Genomic DNA, 24780 nt, shown 5'->3' with positions numbered 1-24780 from the left:
CTAGCTTAGTCACATTAGACGAGCACACCGGATGCAATTTCGCCCCTGCTCCGCTAGCATTAGCCGCTTATGTTCCTTCGTTGCGACGGTTTTCGATGAGTTATCAGGTTCTTGCACGTAAATGGCGTCCGCGCTCGTTCCGCGAAATGGTCGGCCAGACCCATGTGCTCAAGGCTCTGATCAATGCCTTGGACAGCCAGCGGCTGCACCACGCCTACCTGTTCACCGGTACTCGGGGCGTGGGCAAGACCACCATCGCGCGGATCATTGCCAAGTGCCTGAACTGTGAAACCGGTATCACTTCGACACCTTGTGGCGAGTGTTCGGTCTGCCGGGAAATCGATGAGGGCCGCTTCGTCGACCTGATCGAGATCGACGCCGCCAGCCGCACCAAGGTCGAAGACACCCGCGAACTGCTCGACAACGTGCAGTACGCCCCGAGCCGTGGGCGCTTCAAGGTCTACCTGATCGACGAAGTGCACATGCTCTCCAGCCATTCCTTCAATGCGCTGCTCAAGACCCTCGAAGAACCGCCGCCCTACGTCAAGTTCATCCTGGCGACCACCGACCCGCAGAAACTTCCTGCAACGATTCTGTCGCGGTGCCTGCAGTTCTCCCTGAAGAACATGACGCCGGAGCGGGTGGTCGAGCACCTGACCCACGTATTGGGCGTCGAGAACGTGCCATTCGAAGACGATGCGTTGTGGCTGCTGGGCCGTGCCGCCGATGGTTCGATGCGCGACGCCATGAGCCTGACCGACCAGGCCATCGCTTTCGGTGAAGGCAAGGTCATGGCCGCCGATGTCCGAGCCATGCTCGGCACCCTCGATCACGGCCAGGTCTATGACGTCTTGCATGCGCTGATCGAGGGCGATGCCAAGGCGCTGCTCGAGGCGGTGCGTCACCTGGCCGAGCAGGGGCCGGACTGGAATGGCGTACTTTCGGAAATCCTCAACGTGCTGCACCGTGTCGCCATTGCCCAGGCCCTGCCCGAAGGCGTCGACAACGGCCATGGCGACCGTGATCGCGTACTGGCCCTGGCCCAGGCACTGCCGGCCGAGGACGTGCAGTTCTATTACCAGATGGGCCTGATCGGCCGCCGTGACCTGCCCCTGGCACCGGATCCGCGAGGCGGCTTCGAAATGGTCCTGCTGCGAATGCTGGCGTTCCGGCCAGCCGACACGGTGGATGCCCCGAGGCAAACGCTAAAGCCAGTGGGGATCAGCCAGGCCACAGCTGATTCCGCCAAGCCAGTGGCTGCCGCGCCCGTCGTTGCGCCGGCAGTGGCTTCGGCTCCGGCAGCGGTGGCACCTGTAGCCCAGCCGGTGCCGGCGCCTGTTGTCGCGACGCCCGAGCCGGAACCCGAGCCGGTCGTCGAGGCGGTACCCGAGCCCGTCGCCGAAGAAGTCGTCGACCTGCCTTGGAACGACCCGGTCGAGCCGCCAGTGGTCCAGCAGCCGGTCGTCGAGCCCGTCTTGGAAACCGTCGCCGAGCAGCCCGAGTTGCCGCCGATGCCCCTGCCGACGCCCGATAGCGTGGTGCCCGATGCGCCGGAATGGGTCGCAGCGCCCGTGCCCGAGCCGACGGTGGCCGACGTCGATATCGCCACGCCGGGCATCGACCTGGACGACGAGCCGCCGCTGGATGAGGATTACATCGAGCCGGACATGGACTCGGCGTACAGCTACCTGGACGACCTGGCCAGTGAGCACGCCGCTGAGCCGGCCCCTGAGCCCGAACCCGAACCGGCGGCGATGCCGGCCACCGGGCTGGCCCTGCAATGGCTGGAACTGTTTCCTAAACTGCCGATCAGCGGCATGACCGGCAGCATCGCCGCCAACTGCACGCTGATGGCCGTGGAGGGCGACCACTGGCTGCTGCACCTGGACCCGGCCCACAGCGCACTGTTCAACGCGACCCAGCAACGTCGCCTCAACGATGCACTGAACCAGTATCACGAGCGTACCCTGACGCTGACCATCGAGCTGATCAAGCCCGAGCAGGAGACTCCGGCCCAGGCCGCGTCTCGCCGCCGTGCCGACCGCCAGCGCGAAGCCGAGGAGTCGATCCACGGTGATCCATTCATCCAGCAGATGATGCAACAGTTCGGCGCCGTGGTCCGTCACGATACTATCGAACCTGTCGAGGCCCCGGTCACCCAGGGCTCATAACTGAAGGCGCCGGGCCGAACGGGCCGGGCGTGTTGTTTATCCAAGTACTTTCGAGGTGATTCCCATGATGAAAGGTGGCATGGCCGGCCTGATGAAGCAGGCGCAGCAGATGCAGGAAAAAATGGCCAAGATGCAGGAAGAACTGGCCAACGCCGAAGTCACCGGCAAATCCGGTGGCGACATGGTGACCGTGGTCATGACCGGTCGTCACGACATCAAGCGTGTCAGCATCGACCCAAGCGTGGTCGAAGGCCTGAGCGAAGATGACAAGGAAATGCTCGAAGCCCTGTTCGCTGCCGCCGTCAACGACGCGGTGCGCAAGATCGAAGCCAACAGCCAGGACAAGATGTCCGGCATGACCGCTGGCATGCAACTGCCACCGGGCATGAAACTGCCGTTCTGATTCGCCATCCCGGTCGGGATGGGCTACACACAATGCCAGGCATCGCGCCTGGCATTTTTATTTCTGGCCCAGATACAGCGTTGGACCGCAGTGGCCGCTATCGCGAGCAAGCTCGCTCCCACACTGGATTGAAGTGCTCCTCAATTGTGAGGTTCGTCGCAGGTCCTATGTGGGAGCGAGCTTGCTCGCGATGCGGCCACTGCGGTCCAACCGAACAAACATCGAACGCTGCCCCCTCGGCAAGGGTCTGCTCCCTATACGTGCCACTCAACGATCAAGGAGACGCTTCCATGTCACAAGCATCGACCACCAGCCAGCGCATCGTCCTGGCCTCTCGCCCCCATGGCGCCCCGACCCCGGAGAATTTCCGCCTGGAGCAGGTGACCCTGCCGGACCTGGCACAGGGGCAGATCCTGCTCAAGACGCTGTTCCTGTCCCTGGACCCCTACATGCGTGGGCGCATGAGCGATGCACCTTCCTACGCCGCGCCGGTGGAAATCGATGAGGTGATGACCGGCGGCGCTGTCAGCCGTGTGGAGCGTTCGATGCACCCGAAATTCCAAGAGGGAGATCTGGTGGTGGGCGCCACGGGTTGGCAGAGCCACAGCATCAGCGATGGGCGCAATGTGATGCCCATCCCCTCCGGCCTGCCTAGCCCGTCGATGGCCTTGGGTGTACTGGGCATGCCAGGCATGACCGCTTACATGGGGCTGATGGACATTGGCCAGCCCAAGGCCGGGGAAACCCTGGTGGTTGCCGCCGCCTCGGGTGCCGTGGGCTCGGTGGTCGGCCAGGTGGCGAAAATCAAGGGCCTGCGTGTCGTCGGGGTCGCGGGCGGCAGCGAGAAATGCAAGTACGTGGTCGATGAGCTGGGCTTTGATGCCTGTGTCGATCACAAGAGCGCCAATTTTGCCGAGGAACTGGCGAGGGCCTGTGACACGGGCATCGATATCTATTACGAAAACGTTGGTGGCAAGGTCTTCGATGCCGTCGTGCCGTTGCTCAACGCCAAGGCGAGGATCCCGCTCTGTGGCTTGATCGCCTCCTACAATGATCATCAGGCTCCGAGCGGCCCGGATCGCTTGCCCCAACTGCAGCGCACCTTGCTGACCAAGCGCGTGCGGATCCAGGGGTTCATTGTGTTCGACGACTACGGTGACCGTCAGCCGGAGTTCATCAGTGCCATGGCCCCTTGGGTGCGCGACGGCAAGGTCAAGTTCCGTGAGGACGTGGTCGATGGCTTGGAAAATGCGCCACAGGCGTTTATCGGCCTGTTGGAAGGGCGCAACTTCGGCAAGTTGGTGGTTCGGGTCGCGCAGGATTGAGTATTTGACGCTAACCGGAGGCGCGGGTATAAACCGCGTCTCGTTGTTATGTCGGACATTTCCTCCATGAGCTTCAGCCCTTTGATTCGCCAACTGATCGATGCCCTGCGAACGTTGCCGGGTGTGGGTCAGAAAACTGCCCAGCGCATGGCGTTGCAATTGCTCGAGCGTGATCGCAGCGGCGGTTCGCGCCTGGCCCAGGCCCTGAGCCAAGCCATGGAAGGCGTAGGGCATTGCCGTTTATGCCGCACCCTCACCGAAGACGACCTCTGCCCGCAATGTGCCGACCCGCGCCGGGACGACACCTTGCTCTGCGTGGTGGAGGGACCGATGGATGTGTATGCGGTGGAGCAGACCGGTTTTCGTGGCCGTTATTTCGTGCTCAAGGGCCATTTGTCCCCGCTCGACGGCTTGGGTCCGGAAGCCATCGGCATTCCACAGTTGATCGCGCGGATCGAAGAGGCGGGCACGTTCACGGAAGTCATCCTCGCCACCAACCCGACGGTCGAAGGCGAAGCCACCGCCCATTACATCGCCCAGCTGCTGAACAACAAAGGCCTGGTCGCCTCCCGCATCGCCCACGGCGTGCCACTGGGAGGGGAGCTTGAGTTGGTGGATGGTGGAACGCTGGCGCATTCGTTTGCGGGCCGTAAGCCGATCGCGTTGTAACCGCTACCCAATTCCTTGTGGGAGCGGGCTTGCTCGCGAAAGCGGGGTGTCAGCCAACATAAGGGCTAACTGATACTCCGCCTTCGCGAGCAAGCCCGCTCCCACATTAGGTTTCGTAGTGAGCGTTATTTTTCGCTGAGGGAGAACTGCGTCAGGCAGAACGTGGGGATCCCCATGTCTTCCAGGCGCTGGGAGCCGAGCAGCTCCGGCAAGTCAATGATCGCTGCGGCCTCGTGGACCTTGGCGCCCATGCGGCGGATCAGGTTGGCGGCGGCGATCAGCGTGCCACCGGTGGCGATCAGGTCATCGAACATCACCACCGAATCCCCCTCGCACAGGCTGTCGGCATGCACTTCAAGGAAGGCTTCGCCGTATTCGGTCTGGTATCCCTCGGCCAGTACGTCGGCCGGCAGTTTGCCTTGCTTGCGGAACAAGACCAGCGGTTTGTTCAACTGATAGGCCAGGATCGAACCGATCAGGAAACCGCGGGCATCCATCGCGCCAATGTGAGTGAACTCGGCCTCGACATAGCGGTGGGCGAAACTGTCCATGACCAGGCGCAGGGCGGTCGGGGATTGGAACAGTGGGGTAATGTCGCGAAAGATCACGCCGGGCTTGGGGAAATCGATCACGGGACGAATCAGGGATTTGATGTCGAAGGAGTCAAAGACCATCGTGGAGGTGTCCTGGCAGGGCTGCAAACGCGGCAGTATAGCGCGGCGGGGCAAATCCCTCAGCCGCGCTCGTCCATCAGCCGTCGATCGAGCCGCCGGCCAGGGCGCAGAGCTGGATCGGGTCGAGGATGTGAATTTCCTTGCCTTCGGCGGCAATCAATTCGTTCTGCTGGAAACGGGTGAACACCCGGGACACGGTTTCCACCGCCAGGCCCAGGTAATTGCCGATTTCGTTGCGCGACATGCTCAGGCGGAACTGGTTGGCCGAGAACCCGCGGGCGCGGAAGCGTGCCGAGAGGTTGACCAGGAAGGTGGCGATGCGCTCGTCGGCGGTTTTTTTCGAGAGCAGCAGCATCATCTGCTGATCGTCACGGATTTCCCGGCTCATGACCCGCATCAACTGGCGACGCAGTTGCGGCAACTGTAGGGCCAGCTCGTCCAGGCGGTCGAAGGGGATTTCGCACACCGAAGTGGTTTCCAGCGCCTGGGCCGAGACCGGATGGGTCTCGGTGTCCATGCCGGACAGGCCCACCAGTTCGCTGGGCAGATGGAAACCGGTGAGCTGCTCTTCGCCGCCATCGCTCAGGTTAAAGGTTTTCAAGGCGCCCGAGCGCACCGCGTAGACGGAATCGAAGGTGTCGCCCTGGCGAAACAGGAATTCACCTTTTTTCAACGGACGGCCCCGTTTGACGATTTCGTCCAGCGCATCCATGTCCTCCAGATTCAATGAAAGTGGCAGGCACAGCGGTGCCAGGCTGCAATCCTTGCAGTGGGCCTGGTTGTGGGCGCGCAGTTTGACTGGCTCGGACATTTCTTCAATCCTTGTGGGAAAACACACATAGGCCGTAAGGGTACCCCAGCGTGGGCACTCCGGCCAGTGCGGTTTCGTCGTCAAATTGTCGCGCTCAGATTACCCGGGAGAAGCGCTGCCGATTGTGCTGCTCCAGATAGGCATCGAAGACCATGCACACGGATCGCACCAGCAGGCGCCCGGCGGGCAGGACTTTGATGTGCGTGTTGTCGAGTTCGATCAGGCCGTCCTTGGCCATGGCCTGCAATTGCGGCCATAGCGGCGCAAAATATCCTCCAAAATCGATATTGAAGGTTTGCTCGATCTCGGCGAAGGCCAGGTTGAAATGACAAATCAATTGCTGGATCACCGCACGCCGCAACCGGTCGTCGGCGTTGCATACCCAGCCGCGACTGGTCGCCAGTTGCCCGTCGGCGAGGGTGTTCTGGTAATGGTTCAGGTCGCTGCTGTTCTGGCAGTACAGGTCGCCGATCTGGCTGATGGCCGACACGCCGAGGCCGATCAGGTCGCAATGGCCATGGGTGGTGTAGCCCTGGAAGTTGCGCTGCAGCGTGGCCTCTTCCTGGGCGATGGCCAACTCGTCGTCGGGCAGGGCGAAGTGGTCCATGCCGACGTAGCGATAGCCGGCGGCGGTCAGTTGTTCGATGGTGCCCTGCAGCATCGCCAGTTTCTGCTCCGGGTTCGGCAAATCCTGGCTGTTGATGCGCCGCTGGGGCATGAAGCGTTCCGGCAGGTGGGCGTAGTTGAACACCGAGAGCCGGTCCGGTTGCAGGTGGATGACTTCCTCGACGGTGCGGGCGAAGTTGTCCGGGGTCTGCTTGGGCAGGCCGTAGATCAGGTCAATATTGATCGAACGGAATTGCAAGGTTCGGGCAGCCTCGACCACAGCGCGGGTTTCTTCCAGGCTTTGCGGGCGATTGACGGCGCGCTGCACTGCCGGGTCAAGGTCTTGCAGGCCGATGCTGACTCGGTTGAACCCCAGTTCACGCAATAGCCCCATGGTCGACCAGTCGGCCTCCCGGGGATCGATCTCGATGCCGTAGTCGCCGGAGTCGTCGTCCAGCAGGTTGAGGTGCTTGCGCAGCGTGGCCATCAGTTGGCGCAGTTCGTCGTGGCTGAGGAACGTCGGGGTGCCGCCGCCAAAATGCAACTGTTCCACACGCTGGGCGGGGTCCAGGTGGCAGCCTATCAGCTGGATTTCCTGTTCCAGGCGTTGCAGATAGGCGTGGGCACGGCCACGGTCCTTGGTGATGACCTTGTTGCAGGCGCAGTAGTAGCAGATGTTCGCGCAGAACGGCACGTGCACATACACCGACAATGGGCGCTGGGCCTTGCGGCTGTCCCGCAGGGCATGGAGCAGGTCGAAGGTGCCCACCTGGCCCCCGAACTGCGCCGCAGTCGGGTACGAGGTGTAGCGTGGTCCCGCCAGGTCGTAGTGGCGGATCAGGTCTGGGTCCCAACGGATGGCGTCGAGCATGCGGGTGTTCCCCGGGTAGGCTGGCATGGGGCGAGTCTAGGGGGGGATGCGCGGGGTGGTCTTGATTTGTGTCAACGAGCTCGCTGCGCAGAAAGGGTGTGCAAGGCTTTTGAAGACGATACATGACCTGTGGGAGCCGAGCTTGCTCGCGATAACGGCGGCACATCCAGCACGGATGTCAGCTGAACCACCGCCATCGCGAGCAAGTTCGGCTCCCACATTCAGTGGCCCATGAGCCAATGCTGGTGCGGCCCAGGCAGTGTCCAGATCCCGAAAACAATCACCAACAGCCCACCGGCCATGCGCACGCTGCGTTTGCGCAGCAGGGCGGTGATGCGCTCGGCGGCCAGGCCGGTGGCGAGCAGCACCGGCCAGGTGCCCAGGCCGAAGGCGAGCATCAGCAGGGCGCTGTCCAGGGCATTGCCCTGGCTGGCGGACCATAGCAGGGTGCTGTAGACCAATCCGCACGGCAGCCAGCCCCATAGGGCACCGAGCAGTAAGGCCCGGGGCAGGCTCGACACCGGCAGCAAGCGGTTGGCGACGGGTTGGATGTGCCGCCACAAGCCACGCCCCACGCTTTCGATACGGGTCAGGCCGCTCCACCAGCCCGCCAGATACAGACCCATGGCAATCAGCAGCAAACCGGCCAGTACCCGCATGATCATCGCTGCTGGACTGTTGGACACGGCCCAGCCGGCCAGGCCGATCAGCAACCCGGCGGCGGCATAGCTCAGGATTCGCCCCAGGTTGTACGCCAGCAGCAACCGAAAGCGGCGGCTGCGCTGTTCCTTGGGAATCGCCAGGGTCAGGGCGCCCATCAGGCCGCCGCACATGCCCAGGCAATGGCCGCCGCCCAGCAGACCGAGGATGACCGCCGAGACCAGCAGTGGCGCCAGGTCAAGCATGGGGCGGAGCCTTGTCGTCCGGCTCGTGGGCCTGGCCGCTGGCTTCGTCCACCGCCGCCTTGTGGTTCGGATCCTGGTCGTCGAACAGAATACTGTGGGCCGGACCGTCGAGGTCGTCGTACTGTCCGCTGTCCACGGCCCAGAAGAAAATGTACACGGCGATGGCCACGATCAGCAGCGCGGCCGGGATCATTACGTAAAGAGCTGGCATGTCAGGACTCCATGCCCGCGCGGCTCAGGCCGGCAGCGGGCGGGTATCGGGCGTGGCGTCGATCACCTGCGCCTTGGGCTGACGCGTCAGCCTCAGGGCATTCAACACCACGGTCAACGAACTGATGGACATGCCGACCGCGGCCCATACCGGTGTAATCCAGCCGAGGGCGGCGAACGGCAACATGAGGCCATTGTACAGCCCTGCCCACACCAGGTTCTCAATGATCACTCGGCGGGTGCGCCGGGCCAGATTGAAGGCGTGGATCAGGGCGTCGAGGCGGTTGGACAGCAGCACCGCGTCGGCGCTGGTCTTGGCCAGGTCGGTGGCCGAGCCCATGGCGACACTGATGTCCGCTGCCGCCAGCACGGGCACGTCGTTCACGCCATCGCCGAGCATCAGCACCTTGCGGCCCTGTTGGTGCAATTGCTGCAACACCGCCAGCTTGTCGTCCGGGCGCAGGCCGCCCCGGGCCTCATCGATGCCCAGCTCGGCGGCGACGCTGGCAACCATCGGCGAACTGTCGCCCGACAGCAGCAGCGTTCGCCAGCCCCGCGCCTTGCAGGCCGCCAACAGGGCCGGGGCGTCGGCACGCAAGCGGTCATCGAGGACGAACCAGGCCAGCGGCCCGATCTCATCGCCCAGCAACAGCCATTGCCCGGCTTCGTCCGGCATCTGCGGTATGGCCGCGCCACTCAGTTCGCAGACAAAACCGGGCTGGCCGATGCGCAGGCGTTGTTCGGCCACGAGCCCTTCCAGCCCCAGCCCCGGGGTGCTGTGCACCTGCTCGGCGGCCATTGGCGCGCGGCCAAAGGCGCGGGCGATGGGGTGTTCCGAGCGGTTTTCCAGGGCCGCGGCCAAGCCCAGGCAGTGATCGCTGTCGAGGGCCGCCAGTGGCCGAATGGCGCGCAACGCCAGGCGGCCTTCGGTGAGGGTGCCGGTCTTGTCGAAAATCACCGTGTCGATCTGGTTCAGGCCTTCCAGTACATGGCCGCGCGTCAGCAGCAGGCCAAGTTTATGCAAGGTGCCGGTAGCGGCGGTGAGGGCGGTCGGCGTGGCGAGGGACAATGCGCAGGGGCAAGTGGCGACCAGCATCGCCAGGACGATCCAGAAGGCCCGTGAGGCATCCAGTTGCCACCACAACAGGCCGATGGCCGCCGCCGCGACCAGGGAGAACAGCAGGAACCATTGGGCGGCGCGATCGGCGATCTCCGCCAATCGTGGTTTCTCGGCCTGGGCCCGTTCCAGCAGGCGAACGATGGCCGACAATCGGGTGTCTTGCCCGAGGGCCAGCACCTCGACCGTCAAGGCCCCTTCGACGTTCAGCGTGCCCGCGGTGACCGCATCCCCCACCTGCCGAGGTTGTGGCAGGTATTCACCGGTCAGCAACGACTCGTCGATGCTGGACTGTCCATCCAGGATCCTGCCATCGGCCGGCAGCACCGCGCCTGGATGCACCAATACCCGGTCGCCGGTGCGCAACTCGCTGAGCAGGATGCGTTCACTCTGGCCGTTATCCTCCAGGCGCAGGCACGAGGCCGGCAACAGATTGACCAGTTGAGCGGTGGCGGCAGCGGTACGCTCCCGGGCCCGGCGCTCCAGGTAACGGCCGGCCAGCAGGAAAAGGGCGAACATGCCCACGGCATCGAAGTACAACTCGCCAACGCCAGTGATCGACGTCCAGATCCCGGCAATGTAGGCGCTGCCGATGGCCAGGGACACCGAAACGTCCATGGTCAGGTGGCGGGTGCGCAGGTCGCGCATGGCACCTTTGAAGAACGGCGCGCAGCTGTAGAACACGATGGGCGTGGTGAGAAACAAGGCGACCCAGCGCAGGATGGTGTGCATCTCCGGGCTCAGGTCGATGTTGAATTCCGGCCAGGTGGCCATCGTCGCCATCATCGCCTGGAACCACAACAGACCGGCCACGCCCAATTGGCGCAAGGCCAGGCGGTTTTGTGCGGCGAGTTGCTCGCACGCCTGGTCGGCCTGGTACGGGTGGGCGACGTAGCCGATCTGGCGCAATTCGGCGAGCAGCGTGCTCAGCGGCAACTGGGCGTCGGCCCAGCGCACATGCAGGCGATGATTGGACAGGTTCAACCGCGCCTCGGCCACGGCTGGCAGGCTGCGTAGCTGTTTTTCGATCAACCAGCCACAGGCGGCGCAACTGATGCCTTCCATCAACAGGGTGGTTTCGGCCAGCTCGCCCTCATGGCGCACGAACGATTGCTGCACGTCAGGGCGATCGTACAGCGCCAGTTCATCGGTCAACTGGACGGGCAGGGTCTCGGGATTGGCCGACGCCTCACTGCGATGCAGGTAATAGCTCTCCAGGCCTCCGGCAACAATGGCCTCGGCCACCGCCTGGCAACCCGGGCAGCACAGCTCGCGGGTTTCACCGAGGACAACGGCGGTGAAGCGACTGCCAGGGGGGACGGGCAGGGCGCAGTGGTAGCAGGGCTGTGGAGTGGTCATTGCGTTTTCACAGAACGTTGTCCAATGATCGTTCCCATGCTCGGCGTGGGAACGCATCCTGTGACGCTCCGCGTCACGCTTGCGAGGGGACGCGGAGCGTCCCGGGCTGCGTTCCCACGCGGAGCATGGGAACAATCAGAACCACAGGAAAGCGGCTTATTTCTTCAGGTCTTCAGCACCTTGCAGCGGTTCATCGCCGAGCAGGATGTCCTGGTCGTGGTTGATCTGTTCCTCTTCGAACAGGCGCCAGGTCTTGTCGTTCTCCACCCCCAGCAATTCGACAAAGCGCCGGCCTTCGATCTTGTCCGTCAACTGGCCGACGTAGCGCCCCGGTTCGCTGTCGTTGCGGGTCAGGACGATCTTGCGGTCCTTCTCCGGCTGGGTTGGCGAGATCAGGCTCAGTTCCAGGGTCTGGGGGCGGCTGTTGCCGTTCAGGCGCAGGTTCACTTCGCCGGTCACGTCATCCAGTTGCACGTTGGCATGCAGTTGCAGGGTCTGGGCCAGCAGTTCGCGCTCCAGCGAGCGGTTGATTCCCTTGCCGGCTTCGTAATAGTTGTCGTTGACCAGGTTGTCCGGGTTTTTCACCGCAATGGTCACCATCGTCAGGCTCAGGGTTACCGAGCAGGTCAGGATGGCGATGATGATCCACGGCCAGAGGTGCTTGTACCAAGGGCTGGTGGCGGTTGCTGCAGGCATGTTCAGTTCTCTCAACGAGTTTGTGGGCCGATGAACCGGCTCTTGGCTTCGACATGTACGCTTTCGTCATCGGCGTCCTTGAGGATGAAGGTCACCTCGTTGGTGCTCGATGGCAGTTGCTCCGGTGCGCTGGACAGTTCAACCGGCTGGCTGTAGATCTCGCCGGCCGCGACCTTGATTTCCCGACGGCCTTGCAGCTTGAGGTCGGGCAGGCCTGCGGCTTCCAGGACGTACGTATGGTCGCGTTGGTCCTTGTTCATGATCTTCAGGCTGTAGACGTTCTCGATCCGGCCCTCGGCGTTTTCGCGATACAGCACGCGGTCCTTGCTGACATCGAAACCCACCAGTGAGCGCATGAAGAACGCCGTCACCAACAGGCTGATCATGGCCAGCAGCACCAGGGCATAGCCGATCAGGCGCGGGCGCAGTTTATGGGTTTTCTGCCCCGAGAGGTTGTGTTCGGTGGTGTAGCTGATCAGGCCGCGGGGATAGTCCATCTTGTCCATGATGTTGTCGCAGGCATCGATGCAGGCCGCGCAGCCAATGCACTCGATCTGCAAGCCGTCGCGGATGTCGATGCCGGTCGGGCAGACCTGGACGCACATGGTGCAGTCGATGCAGTCCCCAAGGCCCAGGGCCTTGTAGTCCACACCTTTCTTGCGCGGGCCACGGCTTTCGCCACGACGCGGGTCGTAGGACACGATCAAGGTGTCCTTGTCGAACATCACGCTTTGAAAGCGTGCGTAAGGGCACATGTAGATGCACACCTGCTCACGCAGCCAGCCGGCGTTGCCATAGGTGGCGAGGGTGAAGAAGCCGATCCAGAAATACGACCAGCCATCGGCCTGGCCGGTAAAGAACTCGAATACCAGTTCGCGGATCGGCGTGAAGTAACCGACAAAGGTCACGCCGGTGACGAAGCCGATCAGCAGCCACAGGCTGTGCTTGGCGAACTTGCGCAGGAATTTGTTGGCGCCCATGGGGGCCTTGTCGAGCTTGATGCGCTGGTTGCGATCGCCTTCGGTGACTTTTTCGCACCACATGAAGATCCAGGTCCACACGCTTTGTGGGCAGGTGTAGCCGCACCACACCCGTCCGGCATAGACCGTGATGAAGAACAGGCCAAATGCCGCAATGATCAGCATCCCCGACAGCAGGATGAAATCCTGGGGCCAGAACGTCGCACCGAAAATGAAGAACTTGCGTTCCGGCAGGTTCCACCAGACGGCCTGATGGCCGCCCCAGTTCAACCAGACCGTACCGAAATACAGCAGGAACAAGAACGCTCCGCCCAGCATCCGCAGGTTGCGGAACAGGCCGGTGAAGGCGCGGGTGTAGATTTTTTCCCGAGAGGCGTACAGGTCGACGCTTTTGTTCGCGTCCTTGGCAGGCGGGGTAACGTCATGTACCGGAATCTGGTTGCTCATCAATTGCATCCCACGGCAGTGGAAAAGTGCCGGGGCCAGTGCGTGCCGACCTCGGTCAGAAAGGGTGTTGCAGTGGCGCAATGATACGCCTGTCGCTCTGGCTCAAGGGTGCGACCTTTGGTCGCGTTGGGCGCCTGCATAGAATGGTGTAGCGGATGTAACAAGTCATGACCCAGATCAATTGACTATTGTAGGAGCTGCCGTCTCAAGCGGGTGGATTGGATGACCAGGGGTTGAGCACCACCACGCCGCTGTTCTGGAAATCATTCACGTTGCGGGTGACTACGGTCAGTCCGTGAACCAGCGCAGTGGCGGCAATCAGTGCATCGCATTCATTGCTGCGATCCGGAACGTGCAGGCGAGCGCAGCGCAGCGCGACGGCGCGGTCGACCGCCAGGATTCTTCCGGCGAATGCGGGCATGACATGGTTGTCCAGCCATGCGCGCAGGCGACTGCCTTGCTCCGGGTCCTTGCGTTCGAAGCGCAACACGCCGGTTTCCAATTCCAATACGGTAATCGCCGAGAGGTAAAGGCTGGGGGCGGGCACGCCACGCGCCCAGGCCTGTACGTTCTTATCGGCTTGAGGCTTGCGCAGTTCCGAGATGACGTTAGTGTCGAGCAGGTACATCAGGACAGGTCCACCGGTCGAGGAGAGATGACGGCACGTTCGGTATCGAAATCAATATCCGGCGTGTCGGGCATGACGAGCAACTCGACAATGCTGGTGCCGATGCCGGTCAGTTTCTGGTACTCCTCAATGCTTAGCAGCACATGGGCCGGCTTGCCACGGTCGGTAATGATGACCGGCCCCTGGCGGGTGGCTTTTTTGGCACCACTTGTGTCGTGGTTGAATTCGCGGCTGGAAATAGTGGTGATGGACATGGCGGCGTCCTCGATAGAACTGAATGTAGGCACGTTACTACCACGGCTGTTTGCGGGCAAGATAAAACCATTTCGTCCTGTCGCACCGGCAAACAAAAAGGCCCCGTCAATGTTGGTTGACGGGGCCTTTGGTGCATCAGGCGTTGGCTTTACTGGGCGTCAGCCGCAGGTGCCTTTTCGCCGTGAGACAGGCTGTAGACATAGGCGGCCAGCAGGTGGACCTTGTCGTTGCCTTGCAGGTCGGCCTGGGCCGGCATTTGGCCCTGGCGACCGTAGCGGATGGTCTGCTGCAGTTGGGCGAAGCTCGAACCGTAGATGAAACCGGCCGGATGCGTCAGGTCAGGTGCGCCCATGGCGGGCGTGCCCTTGCCGGCAGGACCGTGGCAGGCCACGCAGTTGGCCGCGAACAGTTTCTGGCCGTTGGCCGGGTCGGCCTTGGCGCCTTCCGGCAGCTTGCGACCGTGCAGGCTGGTCACCAGGTAGGAAGCCACGTCGGCCACGCCTTGTTCGCCGACCACGGCAGCCCAGCCCGGCATCACGGCGTGACGTCCGCCCATGATGGTCGTCTTGATGGTTTCCGGCTCGCCGCCCCAGCGCCAGTCGGCGTCGGTCAGGTTGGGGAAGCCATAGGCACCCTTGGCGTCGGAACCGTGGCAGACCGAGCAGTTGGAGGCGAACAGGCGGCCACCCATCTTCAGGGCTTGCGGGTTCTTGGCGACTTCTTCGATCGGCATGGAAGCGAACTTGGCGAAGATCGGACCGAACTTGGCGTCCGAGCGAGCCATTTCCTTTTCCCACTCGTGAACGCCTGTCCAGCCGGTCTGGCCGTTGGCGAAGGCGGTCTGCTTTTCGTTGTCCAGGTAGTTATAGCCTGGCAGCAGGCCTTTCCAGTTGCCCAGGCCAGGGTAGAGCACCAGGTAACCGAGGGCGAACACGATGGTGCCCACGAACAACATGAACCACCATTTCGGCAGCGGGTTGTCGTACTCCTCGATCCCGTCGAAGGAGTGGCCAACCGTCTCTTCGGTGGCTTCGCTGCGCTGGCCCTTGCGGGTCGACAGCAGCAGCCAGGTCAGGGCGAAGATCGTACCCAGACTGAGGACTGTGACGTACAGACTCCAGAACGTAGTCATTCTTTGTTACTCCTAGAAACTTGCTCGACGTGCTTGATGGCCTCGGGATCATCCGCGAACGGCAGCAAGGTCGCGTCGTCAAACTCCGACTTGCGCTTGGGGCTGAACACCCACAAGGCCAGGCCGATAAAGGCCACCATCACGACGACGGTGCCCAGGCCACGAATCATCCCGATATCCATCCAGATCACCGTTTGCTTTTGATGATGGTGCCCAGGCCTTGCAGATAGGCCACCAGCGCGTCCATTTCAGTCTTGCCCTTGACGGCATCCTTGGCACCGGCGATGTCTTCGTCGGTGTAAGGCACGCCCAAGGCCCGCAGGACTTCCATTTTCTTGGCGGTGTCTTTGCCGTCGAGCTTGTTTTCTACGAGGAACGGGTAGGCCGGCATTTTCGACTCAGGCACAACGTTGCGCGGGTTGTACAAGTGCGCACGCTGCCAGTCGTCGGAGTAACGGCCGCCAACGCGGGCCAGATCCGGGCCGGTCCGCTTGGAACCCCACAGGAACGGGTGGTCCCAGACGCTTTCACCGGCAACCGAATAGTGGCCGTAGCGTTCGGTCTCGGCACGGAACGGACGGATCATCTGCGAGTGGCAGCCCACACAGCCGTTGGCGATGTAGATGTCGCGGCCTTCCAGTTCAAGGGCAGTACGCGGCTTCATGCCTTCGACCGGCTTGTTGGTCACGTCCTGGAAGAACAGCGGAACGATCTGGGTCAGACCGCCGATGCTCACGGCGATGACCATGAAGAAGGCCAGCAGGCCGATATTCTTCTCTACTGCTTCGTGCTTCATCAGTGAGCTCCAACTACGGCGATCTTGGCGGCGGCTTCAGCTTCAGCCGGGTCAGAGGCACGAACGGTGCGGTACACGTTGTAGGCCATCAACAGCATGCCGCTGGCGAAGAACGCGCCGCCCAGGGCACGTACGATGAAACCAGGATGGCTGGCTTGCAGCGCTTCGACGAACGAGTAGGTCAGGGTGCCGTCGTCGTTGATCGCACGCCACATCAGGCCTTGGGTGATGCCGTTGACCCACATCGAGGCGATGTAGAGCACGGTGCCGATGGTCGCGAGCCAGAAGTGCGCGTTGATCAGGCCGGTGCTGTGCATCTGCGCACGACCGAACAGTTTCGGGATCATGTGGTAGATGGCGCCGATGGAAATCATTGCCACCCAGCCGAGTGCGCCGGCGTGTACGTGGCCGATGGTCCAGTCGGTGTAGTGGCTCAGGGAGTTGACGGTCTTGATGGCCATCATCGGGCCTTCGAAGGTCGACATGCCGTAGAACGCCAGCGACACCACCAGAAAGCGCAGGATCGGGTCGGTGCGCAGCTTATGCCAGGCACCCGAGAGGGTCATCATGCCGTTGATCATGCCGCCCCAGCTTGGCGCCAGCAGGATGATCGACATCGCCATGCCCAGGGACTGCGCCCAATCCGGCAGTGCGGTGTAGTGCAGGTGGTGCGGACCGGCCCAGATGTACAGGGTGATCAACGCCCAGAAGTGGACGATGGACAGGCGATAGGAATAGATCGGACGCTCGGCCTGTTTCGGCACGAAGTAGTACATCATCCCCAAAAAGCCGGTGGTCAGGAAGAAGCCCACGGCGTTGTGGCCGTACCACCACTGGATCATCGCGTCGGTCGCGCCCGAATAGGCCGAGTACGACTTGAAGAAGCTGACCGGCAGGGAGGCGTGGTTGACGATGTGCAGCATGGCGGTCACGACGATGAAGGCACCGTAGAACCAGTTACCGACGTAGATGTGCTTGGTCTTGCGCTTGACGATGGTGCCAAAGAACACCAAACCGTAGGTCACCCAGACGATGGCCAGCAGGATAGCCAGGGGCCATTCCAGTTCCGCGTATTCCTTGGTGGTGGTGAAACCCATTGGCAAGGTCACGATCGCACCGACGATGACCGCTTGCCAGCCCCAGAAGGTGAAGGCGGCGAGGCTGTCGGAGATCAGTCGCGTTTGGCAGGTTCGCTGCACGACGTAGTAAGAAGTGGCAAACAATGCACAACCACCGAAGGCGAAGATCACCAGGTTGGTGTGCAGCGGGCGCAGGCGTCCAAATGTCGTCCATGGCAGATCGAAGTTCAACTCCGGCCAGACCAGTTGCGAGGCGATGAAGACACCGAGCCCCATGCCAAGGATCCCCCAGACCACCGTCATGATGGCGAACTGGCGGACTACCTTATAGTTATAAGCAGTCGGACTGATTGCTGTGCTCATTCTAAGGTTCCACGGTTTGGGTGTTTTATTAGGATAAAAATCGGTCGCAAGTATGGAGAAAGCGGGGGGTCATTGCAACGCGCCATGACCTGGGTCAATGCTTTCCAAAGCAGATTCTGCGGCCTTTCCATGTGCTGAGTAGGGACAAAATTGGCCCTCGGCAAAATGTCGCAACGAAGGAAAGAGGCGAGGGGGTCAGGTCGGTTGTAACGGGGTGTGTTCGAACACGGTGTTCGGGTGATGCCAGGCAATTATCGCAACAGCCGGTATTCACCTGCCTTTGCGGCCTTTTTATCGAACGATTGTCGAACGCATCGGGTCGGGTCGACCTGAAACCGGCAGTCGCCAGCGCACGCAGAGGCAAGCTTAGACCTGATTCCGGGGAACCGAAAGGAAGACGATGGGAGGGGTGCGACAAAAAGAAGCAGCTGCGAGCTGCGAGCTTCAAGCTGCAAGCGAGTGCGCGTCGCTTGCAGCTTTTGCTTTTGCTTTTGCTTTTACTTGAGGCTTGCAGCTTGCGGCTTGCCGCTCAACTGCTCATCAGTCTTTGAAAGACTGTAAACGTAAGCCGCGAGCAGTTGCACCTTGTCATTGCCCAGCAACTCATTCTGCGCTGGCATGTGGCCCTGGCGACCATGGCGAATGGTCTGCTGCAACTGGGCCAGGCTGGTGCCATAGATGAAGCCGGCCGGTTGCGTCAGGTTCGGCGCGCCCATGGCTTCGGTCCCCTGGCCGTTGGCGCCGTGGCAGGCCACGCAGGTGGTGTTGAAGGCCTGCTGGCCGGCTTGCAGATCGGCACCGCTGTCTGCCGGCAACGGCAGGCCGGCCAGGTCGTGGCGTACATAGGCGGCCACGTTCTTGACCCCCGCGTCCCCCAGCACTTCGCCCCAGGCCGGCATCGCCGCCATGCGGCCGCCCATGATGGTCGCCTTGATGGTGTCGGCAGCACCGCCCCAACGCCAGTTGCTGTCGGCCAGGTTCGGGAAGCCAAAGGCACCCTTGGCGTCCGAGCCATGGCAGACCGAGCAGTTGGAGGCGAACAGGCGACCGCCCATTTTCAGTGCCTGCGGGTCCTTGGCCACTTCTTCCACGGGCATGGCGGCGAATTTGGCGAAGATCGGTCCGAATTTGGCATCGGCCTTGGCCATTTCCTTTTCCCATTCATGGGCGCCGGTCCAGCCGTTCTCGTAGCCGGGCAGGATGCCTTTCCAGTTGCCCAGGCCCGGATACAGGACCAGATAGCCGACGGAAAACACCAGGGTGCCGGCGAACAACAGGAACCACCACTGTGGCAGCGGGTTGTCGTACTCCTCGATGCCGTCGAAGCTGTGGCCCATGGTCTGGTCGACGCTGCCCTTGGTCTCGCCCTTGCGGGTGCCGATCAGCAGCCAGGTCAGGCCGATCAGGCTGCCGATGGTCAGTACGCAGATCCACGTACTCCAGAAGGTGGTCATGGCCGGGTACTCCTTGTCGCAGGGTCTTGGGGGGTGATGTCGGCGGGCGGTTCGTCGGCGAACGGCAGCAGGCGCGCCTGGGCGAATTCCGGGCCGCGCTTGCTGCTGAATACCCACAGGGTCAGGCCGATGAAGGCGATGAACACCACGACGGTGCCCAGGCCACGGATCATTCCAGTGCTCATTTCAAAGAACATCAGGCTCACCTCTTGCTCTTGATGGCAGTGCCGAGCACTTGCAGGTAGGCCACCAGCGCGTCCATTTCGGTCTTGCCCTTGAGCGAGGCCACGCTGCCGGCGATGTCGTCGTCGGTGTACGGCACGCCGAGGGTGCGCATGGCGCGCAGCTTGCCTTCGGTGTGGCTGCTGTCCACCGCCTGGGCCACCAGCCATGGGTAGGCCGGCATTTTTGACTCGGGCACGACGTTGCGCGGGTTGTACAGGTGGGCGCGGTGCCAGTCATCGGAGTAGCGCGCGCCGACCCGTGCCAGGTCCGGCCCGGTACGCTTGGAGCCCCACAGGAACGGGTGGTCCCAGACGCTTTCGCCAGCGACGGAGTAGTGGCCGTAGCGCTCGGTCTCGGCGCGGAACGGGCGGATCATCTGCGAGTGGCAGCCCACGCAGCCTTCGCGGATATAGATGTCGCGGCCTTCCAGTTGCAGGGCGGTGTAGGGCTTCATGCCGTCCACCGGCTTGTTGGTCACGTCCTGGAAGAACAGCGGCACGATCTGGGTCAGGCCGCCAATGCTCACGGCCAGGACCATCAGCAGCATCAGCAGGCCGACGTTTTTTTCGATTGTTTCGTGTTTCATGGTGGACTCCTCAGGCCATCTGCGCGGCAGCGGCGGCTTCGGCAGGCTGGTAGGCCCGCACGGTGCGCCAGGTGTTGTAGGCCATCAGCAGCATGCCGAGAAGGAAGATCGACCCGCCCGCCAGCCGCACGACGAAGCCTGGGTGGCTGGCCACCAGGGTTTCGACGAAGGAGTAGGTGAGCGTGCCGTCCTCGTTCACCGCGCGCCACATCAGGCCCTGGGCGATGCCGTTGACCCACATCGAGGCGATGTACAACACGGTGCCGATGGTCGCGAGCCAGAAGTGCGCGTTGATCAGGCCGATGCTGTGCATCTGTGGCCGACCAAAGACTTTCGGGATCATGTGGTACAGCGCGCCGATGGAAATCATCGCTACCCAGCCGAGTGCACCGGCGTGTACGTGGCCGATGGTCCAGTCGGTGTAGTGGGAGAGGGCGTTGACCGTCTTGATCGCCATCATCGGACCTTCGAAGGTCGACATGCCGTAGAACGCCAGGGACACCACCAAGAAGCGCAGGATCGGGTCGCTGCGCAACTTATGCCAGGCACCCGACAGGGTCATCATGCCGTTGATCATGCCGCCCCAGCTGGGTGCCAGCAGGATCAGCGACATCACCATGCCCAGGGACTGCGCCCAGTCCGGCAGCGCGGTGTAGTGCAGGTGGTGCGGGCCGGCCCAGATATACAGGGTGATCAACGCCCAGAAGTGGACGATGGACAAGCGATAGGAATAAACCGGGCGCTCGGCCTGCTTGGGCACGAAGTAGTACATCATCCCCAGGAAGCCTGCGGTGAGGAAAAAGCCCACGGCGTTGTGGCCGTACCACCACTGCACCATCGCATCCGTGGCCCCGGCGTACACCGAGTAGGATTTGGTGAAGCTCACCGGCAGTTCCAGGTTGTTGACGATGTGCAGGATCGCCACGGTCAGGATGAATCCGCCGAAGAACCAGTTGCCGACGTAGATGTGCTTGGTATTGCGCTTGGCCACGGTGCCGAAGAACACGATGGCGTAGGCGACCCAGACGATGGTGATCAGGATGTCGATCGGCCATTCCAGCTCGGCGTATTCCTTGGAGCTGGTGTAGCCCAGGGGCAGGCTGATGGCCGCCAGCAGGATCACCAATTGCCAGCCCCAGAAGCAGAACGCGGCGATTTTCGGCGCGAACAGCTGTGTCTGGCAGGTGCGTTGCACCGAATAGAACGAACTGGCAAATAATGCGCAGCCGCCAAAGGCGAAGATCACCGCGTTGGTATGCAACGGGCGCAGGCGGCCGAAGCTGGTCCAGGGCAAATCGAAGTTGAGCTGTGGCCAGACCAATTGGGCGGCGAGAAAAACCCCGAGCCCCATGCCGACGATGCCCCACACCACCGTCATAATGGCGAATTGGCGGACCACCTTGTAGTTGTAGGCGGTACTGATAGAAGTGTTCATGGTTCCCCATCCACGGTTCAGCCGAAGTGAGCGCCTGCGCAAGGCAGTGCGGCGTTCTTCGCCTGGAGTTATAGGCAGACTAAAAGCGAGGCAAGCATGGACAAACAGCACAAGGCCAGTATTGACGGGGATCAATGGGCGCGGTGCGTGGCCGAACACGGTTGGCTATGGACCGCCGCGCAACCGGGTATCGTTGCCGAGCCCCCGACCCTCATCCTTGCCCATGGTGCCGGTGCACCGATGGACAGCGGCTTCATGGAAGAAATGGCCGCACGCCTTGCCGTACGGGGCGTCAACGTGTTGCGCTTCGAGTTTCCCTACATGGCCCAGCGGCGCCAGGATGGGGGCAGGCGTCCTCCCAACCCGGCACCCAAGCTGCTGGAATGCTGGCGTGAGGTGTACGCCACGGTGCGGCCTTTTGTCGCTGGGCGGCTGGCCATTGGCGGCAAGTCCATGGGCGGGCGCATGGCGAGCCTGCTGGTCGATGAGTTGGGTGCCGATGCGCTGGTGTGCCTGGGTTATCCCTTCTATGCGGTGGGCAAGCCGGAGAAGCCGCGGGTCGAGCACTTGGCAGGGTTAAAGACCCGGACCTTGATCGTCCAGGGCGAGCGTGATGCCTTGGGTAACCGGGAGGCGGTGCAGGGATATGAATTGTCCCCGAGCATCGAGGTGATGTGGCTGGTGGCGGGGGATCATGACCTCAAGCCGCTGAAGGCGTCGGGGTTCAGTCATGAGCAGCATCTGGAGGCGGCGGCGGGCAAGGTGGCGGCGTTTCTTCAATAAGCGCTTTTTTTATTGTCAGGGCCTCATCGCGAGCAAGCTCGCTCCCACACTGGATGTGTGGCGCTCACGAACCCCTTGTGGGAGCGAGCTTGCTCGCGATGGCGGCTGCCCAGGCAACAAGAAACCCGGAAGCGTTCGCTGTCCGGGTTTTTGGATTGCCAACTGAAATCAGCGGTTGAACCGCTCCACCAACGAATACTGCGAATTCGCCGTGCGGGTCAGCTCTTCGCTCAGCAGCGCCGAGCTGTGGGCCTGGCCGGAGGTCTGGTCGGCCAGTTCCGAGATGTTGCTGATGTTGCGGCTGATCTCCTCGGCCACTGAGCTTTGCTCCTCGGTGGCGGCGGCGATCTGGGTGGTCATGTCGGTGATGTTGGCCACCGCTTCGCTGATGCCCACCAATGCCTGGTCCGCTTCCATCACCCGCGCCACGCCTTCTTCGGCCTGGCGGTGGCCGGCCTCCATGGTTTGCACGGCATTGTTGGCGGTTTGCTGGAGCTTGGCGATCAGGCCATGGATCTGCCCGGTGGATTCGCTGGTGCGTTGCGCCAGTTGGCGTACTTCGTCGGCCACCACGGCAAAGCCGCGCCCCATCTCACCTGCACGGGCCGCTTCAATGGCGGCGTTGAGGGCCAGCAGGTTGGTCTGGTCGGCGATGCCTTTGATCACGTCGACCACGCCACCGATCTCGTCGCTGTCCTTGGCCAGCTGAGTCACGGTGTTACCGGTCTCACCGACCACCACCGACAGCCGCTCGATGGCTTCGCGGGTTTCCCCGGCGATGTCGCGGCCACGGCTGGTCAGGCGATTGGCTTCCTGGGTGGCATCGGCGGTGCGCTGCACGTGACTGGCGACTTCCTGGGTCGTTGCCGCCATCTGGTTGACGGCCGTGGCGACCTGTTCGGTTTCCACCCGCTGGCGCTCAAGGCCGCTGGAGCTGTCATGGGCCAACGTGTTGGACTGGCGAGCCTGGTCGTTAAGATGCTCGGCGGTGTCCTGCAGGCGCGTCAGGCAGGTTTTCAGGCGCGCTTGCTGACTGAGAATCGACATTTCCAGGCGTGCCTGGACGCCGCGGCTGTCGGTGTACATCCGGGCGATCAGCGGGTCGGAGGTGGTTTGCTCGGCCAGGCGCAGCAGGCGCTTGATCCCGCGTTGTTGCCATTGCAGGCCGATCAGCCCCAGTGGCACCGAAAGCACGGCGGCCAGGGCAAAACCCCAGTGGGAGTTCAAGAAGGCGCCCACGACGAAGCTCAACTGGCTGACCAGGATGAACGGCAGCCAGTCCTGCAGCATCGGCAGCCATTTGTCGCTGCCAGGCACCGCGGACTTGCCCTGGTTGATGCGCTGGTAAAGTGCTTCGGCCCGGCCGATCTGCTCGGCGGTGGGCTTGACCCGTACCGACTCGTAGCCGACCACCTGGTTACCTTCGAAGATGGGCGTGACGTAGGCGTTGACCCAGTAGTGGTCGCCGTTCTTGCTGCGGTTCTTGACGATGCCCATCCATGGCAAGCCTTGTTTCAGCGTGCCCCACATATGGGTGAACACGGCTGACGGAACATCGGGGTGACGGACGAGGTTGTGCGGCGAACGGATCAGTTCTTCCTTGGAAAACCCACTGATTTCAACGAACGCGTCGTTGCAGTAGGTGATGACACCCTTGGCGTCGGTGGTCGAAATCAATCGTTGCTGGGCCGGGAAGGTCCTTTCGCGTTGTGTGACGGGTTGGTTGTTACGCATGGTGTGTAGATCCGCAAGGCTTTGAAAGGTTGTCGGCGCCGTCAGGTTTTAGTTGAAGTTATTTTTGCCTGTCGCTATCACGCCAGCATCGGGTAGGTAAAGAGGGCGAAATGAAGCAGGTTGAGCAGAAAATGCGTGGCAATCGCCGCGCCCAGACCGCCAAAACGATACGCCAGGCCGTAACCGAGCCCCGCCAGCCCCGACAGCAGCACCCATTGCCAACCCGCGCCCGCATGCACTAGGCCGAACAGCAACGAAGCCAGGAGCAATGCCAGGTTGTCGCCCTGACGCAGGTGTTTGAAGCGTCGGCTCAAGCCACCCTGAATGTAGCCACGAAACAGCGCTTCCTCCACCAGCGTGACCAATAAAAGATTATTAAGTACCCACATCCAGGCATGGTCCGGCCATTTCGGCGCCCAGTGGATCATCCCCAGCAGCATCGCACCGCCAAGGGCCAGGACCGCGCTCAGGGCCAAACCCATGGCCGTGGCGTAGGACGACAACCTCAACGAGCGCCGGCCGACGATCCAGGGGCAGGCCAGCAACAGCCAGAAGCCGATGAGCGGCTTGTCCTGGTTCAGGTACATGGCAAACGGTGCGGCGTCATCGGTCAAACGTTGCGCCGGGATCACCCGCCCGTTGAAGAAGCCAGGCATCCAGTGCAGTGCCAGTGCCAGGGCCATGACCAGGAACAGGGTATGCCCGAGAAACCGGCCAACCGGCGTTTGTCGCTGGCGAACCGCATACCCGGCGAACAGCAGCAGCCCGATCGAGATGAGTGCAGTCCAGGCCAGATGGCCATAGACCAGCGCCAGACCATAGCCTGTGGAAAGAAGGGCCAGGTGAAGCCAGGGCAAAGCGGGCATACAACATCCTTTTAACGGGGACGCTCTGGGCGAGGGCGGCTGTCGGGGCTTCGACGCCACCGTGTCGCGCAAAGAGCACATTTGTGTCCGTGCAGATTCATGCGCAGGAGGGGCAGGCAGTTGGCTGACGCGGTTGCGTGAGTGCCGGCAGGATTATAGGCGGGCTCATACAAAACAGCGCCTGTTAAATAACTGTGGGG

General features: G+C 62.3%; 25 protein-coding genes. 5 read left to right on the top strand and 20 right to left on the bottom strand.

Translation table 11 applies throughout. The features are described 5' to 3' along the window. Nucleotides 1–95: 95 nt before the first annotated feature. The 4 genes from dnaX (at nucleotide 96) to recR (ending at nucleotide 4568) form a co-directional block, all read left to right on the top strand. Nucleotides 96–2171, top strand: a complete 2076-nt coding sequence (gene dnaX, locus BM317_RS01455) for a DNA polymerase III subunit gamma/tau (RefSeq protein ID WP_092166665.1) — start codon at nucleotides 96–98, stop codon at nucleotides 2169–2171. A 64-nt stretch (nucleotides 2172–2235) separates the two neighbouring features. After that, entirely contained in the window at nucleotides 2236–2574 is a 339-nt protein-coding gene (locus BM317_RS01450) for a YbaB/EbfC family nucleoid-associated protein (protein WP_003183512.1), read from the top strand. Between the two features lie 290 nt (nucleotides 2575–2864). Then, complete coding sequence (locus BM317_RS01445; protein ID WP_092166657.1) at nucleotides 2865–3899, top strand: NADP-dependent oxidoreductase; 1035 nt, start codon at nucleotides 2865–2867, stop codon at nucleotides 3897–3899. A gap of 66 nt (nucleotides 3900–3965) precedes the next feature. Further along, nucleotides 3966–4568 (top strand): recombination mediator RecR, encoded by a 603-nt coding sequence (gene recR, locus BM317_RS01440; protein ID WP_060743061.1) that lies wholly within the window; start codon nucleotides 3966–3968, stop codon nucleotides 4566–4568. A 125-nt stretch (nucleotides 4569–4693) separates the two neighbouring features. Here the strand turns inward: recR and BM317_RS01435 are convergent, their stop codons facing one another. The 18 genes from BM317_RS01435 to ccoN (BM317_RS01350) form a co-directional block, all read right to left on the bottom strand. After that, a complete protein-coding gene (locus tag BM317_RS01435) occupies nucleotides 4694–5242 on the bottom strand; it encodes an adenine phosphoribosyltransferase (protein ID WP_003183509.1) in 549 nt (182 codons plus the stop codon). Nucleotides 5243–5318: 76 nt separating this feature from the next. Further along, on the bottom strand, nucleotides 5319–6053 hold the full coding sequence (gene fnr / locus BM317_RS01430; RefSeq protein WP_092166655.1) for a fumarate/nitrate reduction transcriptional regulator Fnr: 735 nt from the start codon (nucleotides 6051–6053) through the stop codon (nucleotides 5319–5321). Between the two features lie 94 nt (nucleotides 6054–6147). Further along, a complete protein-coding gene (gene hemN / locus BM317_RS01425) occupies nucleotides 6148–7530 on the bottom strand; it encodes an oxygen-independent coproporphyrinogen III oxidase (RefSeq protein ID WP_092166653.1) in 1383 nt (460 codons plus the stop codon). A gap of 221 nt (nucleotides 7531–7751) precedes the next feature. Further along, entirely contained in the window at nucleotides 7752–8435 is a 684-nt protein-coding gene (locus BM317_RS01420) for a sulfite exporter TauE/SafE family protein (protein ID WP_092166651.1), read from the bottom strand. Then, nucleotides 8428–8646 (bottom strand): cbb3-type cytochrome oxidase assembly protein CcoS, encoded by a 219-nt coding sequence (gene ccoS / locus BM317_RS01415; RefSeq protein ID WP_092166649.1) that lies wholly within the window; start codon nucleotides 8644–8646, stop codon nucleotides 8428–8430. The genes BM317_RS01420 and ccoS overlap by 8 nt, the downstream gene beginning before the upstream one ends. 24 nt (nucleotides 8647–8670) lie before the next feature. Further along, nucleotides 8671–11121 carry a heavy metal translocating P-type ATPase gene (locus BM317_RS01410; RefSeq protein ID WP_092166647.1) on the bottom strand — a complete coding sequence of 817 codons (2451 nt, stop codon included), beginning with the start codon at nucleotides 11119–11121 and terminating at the stop codon, nucleotides 8671–8673. A 156-nt stretch (nucleotides 11122–11277) separates the two neighbouring features. Further along, on the bottom strand, nucleotides 11278–11817 hold the full coding sequence (locus tag BM317_RS01405) for a FixH family protein (protein WP_014339383.1): 540 nt from the start codon (nucleotides 11815–11817) through the stop codon (nucleotides 11278–11280). A gap of 11 nt (nucleotides 11818–11828) precedes the next feature. Continuing rightward, a complete protein-coding gene (gene ccoG, locus BM317_RS01400; protein ID WP_092166644.1) occupies nucleotides 11829–13244 on the bottom strand; it encodes a cytochrome c oxidase accessory protein CcoG in 1416 nt (471 codons plus the stop codon). 205 nt (nucleotides 13245–13449) lie between these two features. After that, the gene (locus BM317_RS01395) at nucleotides 13450–13872 is read right to left on the bottom strand and encodes a type II toxin-antitoxin system VapC family toxin (RefSeq protein WP_092472807.1); all 423 of its coding nucleotides are present in this window, start codon (nucleotides 13870–13872) and stop codon (nucleotides 13450–13452) included. Beyond that, nucleotides 13872–14126 (bottom strand): type II toxin-antitoxin system Phd/YefM family antitoxin, encoded by a 255-nt coding sequence (locus BM317_RS01390; protein ID WP_060738429.1) that lies wholly within the window; start codon nucleotides 14124–14126, stop codon nucleotides 13872–13874. Before BM317_RS01390 ends, BM317_RS01395 begins: the two co-directional genes overlap by 1 nt. A gap of 149 nt (nucleotides 14127–14275) precedes the next feature. Beyond that, nucleotides 14276–15259, bottom strand: a complete 984-nt coding sequence (gene ccoP / locus BM317_RS01385) for a cytochrome-c oxidase, cbb3-type subunit III (protein WP_092472805.1) — start codon at nucleotides 15257–15259, stop codon at nucleotides 14276–14278. Further along, on the bottom strand, nucleotides 15256–15441 hold the full coding sequence (locus BM317_RS01380) for a cbb3-type cytochrome oxidase subunit 3 (RefSeq protein ID WP_092472803.1): 186 nt from the start codon (nucleotides 15439–15441) through the stop codon (nucleotides 15256–15258). The genes ccoP (BM317_RS01385) and BM317_RS01380 overlap by 4 nt, the downstream gene beginning before the upstream one ends. 5 nt (nucleotides 15442–15446) lie before the next feature. Next, the gene (gene ccoO / locus BM317_RS01375) at nucleotides 15447–16055 is read right to left on the bottom strand and encodes a cytochrome-c oxidase, cbb3-type subunit II (protein ID WP_053120680.1); all 609 of its coding nucleotides are present in this window, start codon (nucleotides 16053–16055) and stop codon (nucleotides 15447–15449) included. Beyond that, on the bottom strand, nucleotides 16055–17497 hold the full coding sequence (gene ccoN / locus BM317_RS01370) for a cytochrome-c oxidase, cbb3-type subunit I (protein WP_030140905.1): 1443 nt from the start codon (nucleotides 17495–17497) through the stop codon (nucleotides 16055–16057). Before ccoN (BM317_RS01370) ends, ccoO (BM317_RS01375) begins: the two co-directional genes overlap by 1 nt. Before the next feature lie 497 nt (nucleotides 17498–17994). Further along, a complete protein-coding gene (ccoP, locus tag BM317_RS01365; RefSeq protein ID WP_092166638.1) occupies nucleotides 17995–18951 on the bottom strand; it encodes a cytochrome-c oxidase, cbb3-type subunit III in 957 nt (318 codons plus the stop codon). After that, nucleotides 18948–19148, bottom strand: coding sequence for a cbb3-type cytochrome oxidase subunit 3 (locus tag BM317_RS01360; protein WP_060743060.1), 201 nt, complete (start codon nucleotides 19146–19148; stop codon nucleotides 18948–18950). The genes ccoP (BM317_RS01365) and BM317_RS01360 overlap by 4 nt, the downstream gene beginning before the upstream one ends. A gap of 5 nt (nucleotides 19149–19153) precedes the next feature. Then, a complete protein-coding gene (gene ccoO / locus BM317_RS01355) occupies nucleotides 19154–19762 on the bottom strand; it encodes a cytochrome-c oxidase, cbb3-type subunit II (protein WP_053120686.1) in 609 nt (202 codons plus the stop codon). A gap of 10 nt (nucleotides 19763–19772) precedes the next feature. Continuing rightward, a complete protein-coding gene (gene ccoN, locus BM317_RS01350) occupies nucleotides 19773–21197 on the bottom strand; it encodes a cytochrome-c oxidase, cbb3-type subunit I (protein ID WP_003199614.1) in 1425 nt (474 codons plus the stop codon). A 96-nt stretch (nucleotides 21198–21293) separates the two neighbouring features. On the opposite strand from ccoN (BM317_RS01350), the gene BM317_RS01345 reads away from it, so the two are divergent. Next, nucleotides 21294–21980, top strand: coding sequence for an alpha/beta family hydrolase (locus tag BM317_RS01345; RefSeq protein ID WP_092166636.1), 687 nt, complete (start codon nucleotides 21294–21296; stop codon nucleotides 21978–21980). Between the two features lie 168 nt (nucleotides 21981–22148). On the opposite strand, the gene BM317_RS01340 is transcribed toward BM317_RS01345, so the two are convergent. Next, nucleotides 22149–23714 carry a methyl-accepting chemotaxis protein gene (locus BM317_RS01340; protein WP_092166633.1) on the bottom strand — a complete coding sequence of 522 codons (1566 nt, stop codon included), beginning with the start codon at nucleotides 23712–23714 and terminating at the stop codon, nucleotides 22149–22151. A gap of 77 nt (nucleotides 23715–23791) precedes the next feature. After that, the gene (locus BM317_RS01335; protein ID WP_092166631.1) at nucleotides 23792–24580 is read right to left on the bottom strand and encodes a CPBP family intramembrane glutamic endopeptidase; all 789 of its coding nucleotides are present in this window, start codon (nucleotides 24578–24580) and stop codon (nucleotides 23792–23794) included. Nucleotides 24581–24780: the final 200 nt, after the last annotated feature.

This window comes from Pseudomonas sp. NFACC24-1 (assembly GCF_900115235.1).
In the GTDB taxonomy this organism is placed as follows: Bacteria; Pseudomonadota; Gammaproteobacteria; order Pseudomonadales; family Pseudomonadaceae; genus Aquipseudomonas; species Aquipseudomonas fluorescens_AA.
The sequence above is the reverse complement of the archived record's forward strand: the minus strand, read 5'-3'. Positions and strand labels throughout refer to the sequence as shown.

Excerpts from the sequence above, each read along its gene's own strand:
- ccoP (WP_092166638.1), bottom strand. The coding sequence starts at position 18,951 with ATGACCACCTTCTGGAGTACGTGGATCTGCGTACTGACCATCGGCAGC.
- ccoP (WP_092472805.1), bottom strand. The coding sequence starts at position 15,259 with ATGACTACGTTCTGGAGTCTGTACGTCACAGTCCTCAGTCTGGGTACG.
- BM317_RS01410 (WP_092166647.1), bottom strand. The coding sequence starts at position 11,121 with ATGACCACTCCACAGCCCTGCTACCACTGCGCCCTGCCCGTCCCCCCT.
- BM317_RS01435 (WP_003183509.1), bottom strand. The coding sequence starts at position 5,242 with ATGGTCTTTGACTCCTTCGACATCAAATCCCTGATTCGTCCCGTGATC.
- fnr (WP_092166655.1), bottom strand. The coding sequence starts at position 6,053 with ATGTCCGAGCCAGTCAAACTGCGCGCCCACAACCAGGCCCACTGCAAG.
- BM317_RS01405 (WP_014339383.1), bottom strand. The coding sequence starts at position 11,817 with ATGCCTGCAGCAACCGCCACCAGCCCTTGGTACAAGCACCTCTGGCCG.
- ccoG (WP_092166644.1), bottom strand. The coding sequence starts at position 13,244 with ATGAGCAACCAGATTCCGGTACATGACGTTACCCCGCCTGCCAAGGAC.
- BM317_RS01420 (WP_092166651.1), bottom strand. The coding sequence starts at position 8,435 with ATGCTTGACCTGGCGCCACTGCTGGTCTCGGCGGTCATCCTCGGTCTG.
- BM317_RS01335 (WP_092166631.1), bottom strand. The coding sequence starts at position 24,580 with ATGCCCGCTTTGCCCTGGCTTCACCTGGCCCTTCTTTCCACAGGCTAT.
- BM317_RS01380 (WP_092472803.1), bottom strand. The coding sequence starts at position 15,441 with ATGGATATCGGGATGATTCGTGGCCTGGGCACCGTCGTCGTGATGGTG.
- BM317_RS01345 (WP_092166636.1), top strand. The coding sequence starts at position 21,294 with ATGGACAAACAGCACAAGGCCAGTATTGACGGGGATCAATGGGCGCGG.
- ccoN (WP_030140905.1), bottom strand. The coding sequence starts at position 17,497 with ATGAGCACAGCAATCAGTCCGACTGCTTATAACTATAAGGTAGTCCGC.
- BM317_RS01360 (WP_060743060.1), bottom strand. The coding sequence starts at position 19,148 with ATGTTCTTTGAAATGAGCACTGGAATGATCCGTGGCCTGGGCACCGTC.
- ccoO (WP_053120680.1), bottom strand. The coding sequence starts at position 16,055 with ATGAAGCACGAAGCAGTAGAGAAGAATATCGGCCTGCTGGCCTTCTTC.
- ccoN (WP_003199614.1), bottom strand. The coding sequence starts at position 21,197 with ATGAACACTTCTATCAGTACCGCCTACAACTACAAGGTGGTCCGCCAA.
- BM317_RS01340 (WP_092166633.1), bottom strand. The coding sequence starts at position 23,714 with ATGCGTAACAACCAACCCGTCACACAACGCGAAAGGACCTTCCCGGCC.
- BM317_RS01450 (WP_003183512.1), top strand. The coding sequence starts at position 2,236 with ATGATGAAAGGTGGCATGGCCGGCCTGATGAAGCAGGCGCAGCAGATG.
- BM317_RS01390 (WP_060738429.1), bottom strand. The coding sequence starts at position 14,126 with ATGTCCATCACCACTATTTCCAGCCGCGAATTCAACCACGACACAAGT.
- hemN (WP_092166653.1), bottom strand. The coding sequence starts at position 7,530 with ATGCTCGACGCCATCCGTTGGGACCCAGACCTGATCCGCCACTACGAC.
- BM317_RS01445 (WP_092166657.1), top strand. The coding sequence starts at position 2,865 with ATGTCACAAGCATCGACCACCAGCCAGCGCATCGTCCTGGCCTCTCGC.
- dnaX (WP_092166665.1), top strand. The coding sequence starts at position 96 with ATGAGTTATCAGGTTCTTGCACGTAAATGGCGTCCGCGCTCGTTCCGC.
- ccoS (WP_092166649.1), bottom strand. The coding sequence starts at position 8,646 with ATGCCAGCTCTTTACGTAATGATCCCGGCCGCGCTGCTGATCGTGGCC.
- recR (WP_060743061.1), top strand. The coding sequence starts at position 3,966 with ATGAGCTTCAGCCCTTTGATTCGCCAACTGATCGATGCCCTGCGAACG.
- ccoO (WP_053120686.1), bottom strand. The coding sequence starts at position 19,762 with ATGAAACACGAAACAATCGAAAAAAACGTCGGCCTGCTGATGCTGCTG.
- BM317_RS01395 (WP_092472807.1), bottom strand. The coding sequence starts at position 13,872 with ATGTACCTGCTCGACACTAACGTCATCTCGGAACTGCGCAAGCCTCAA.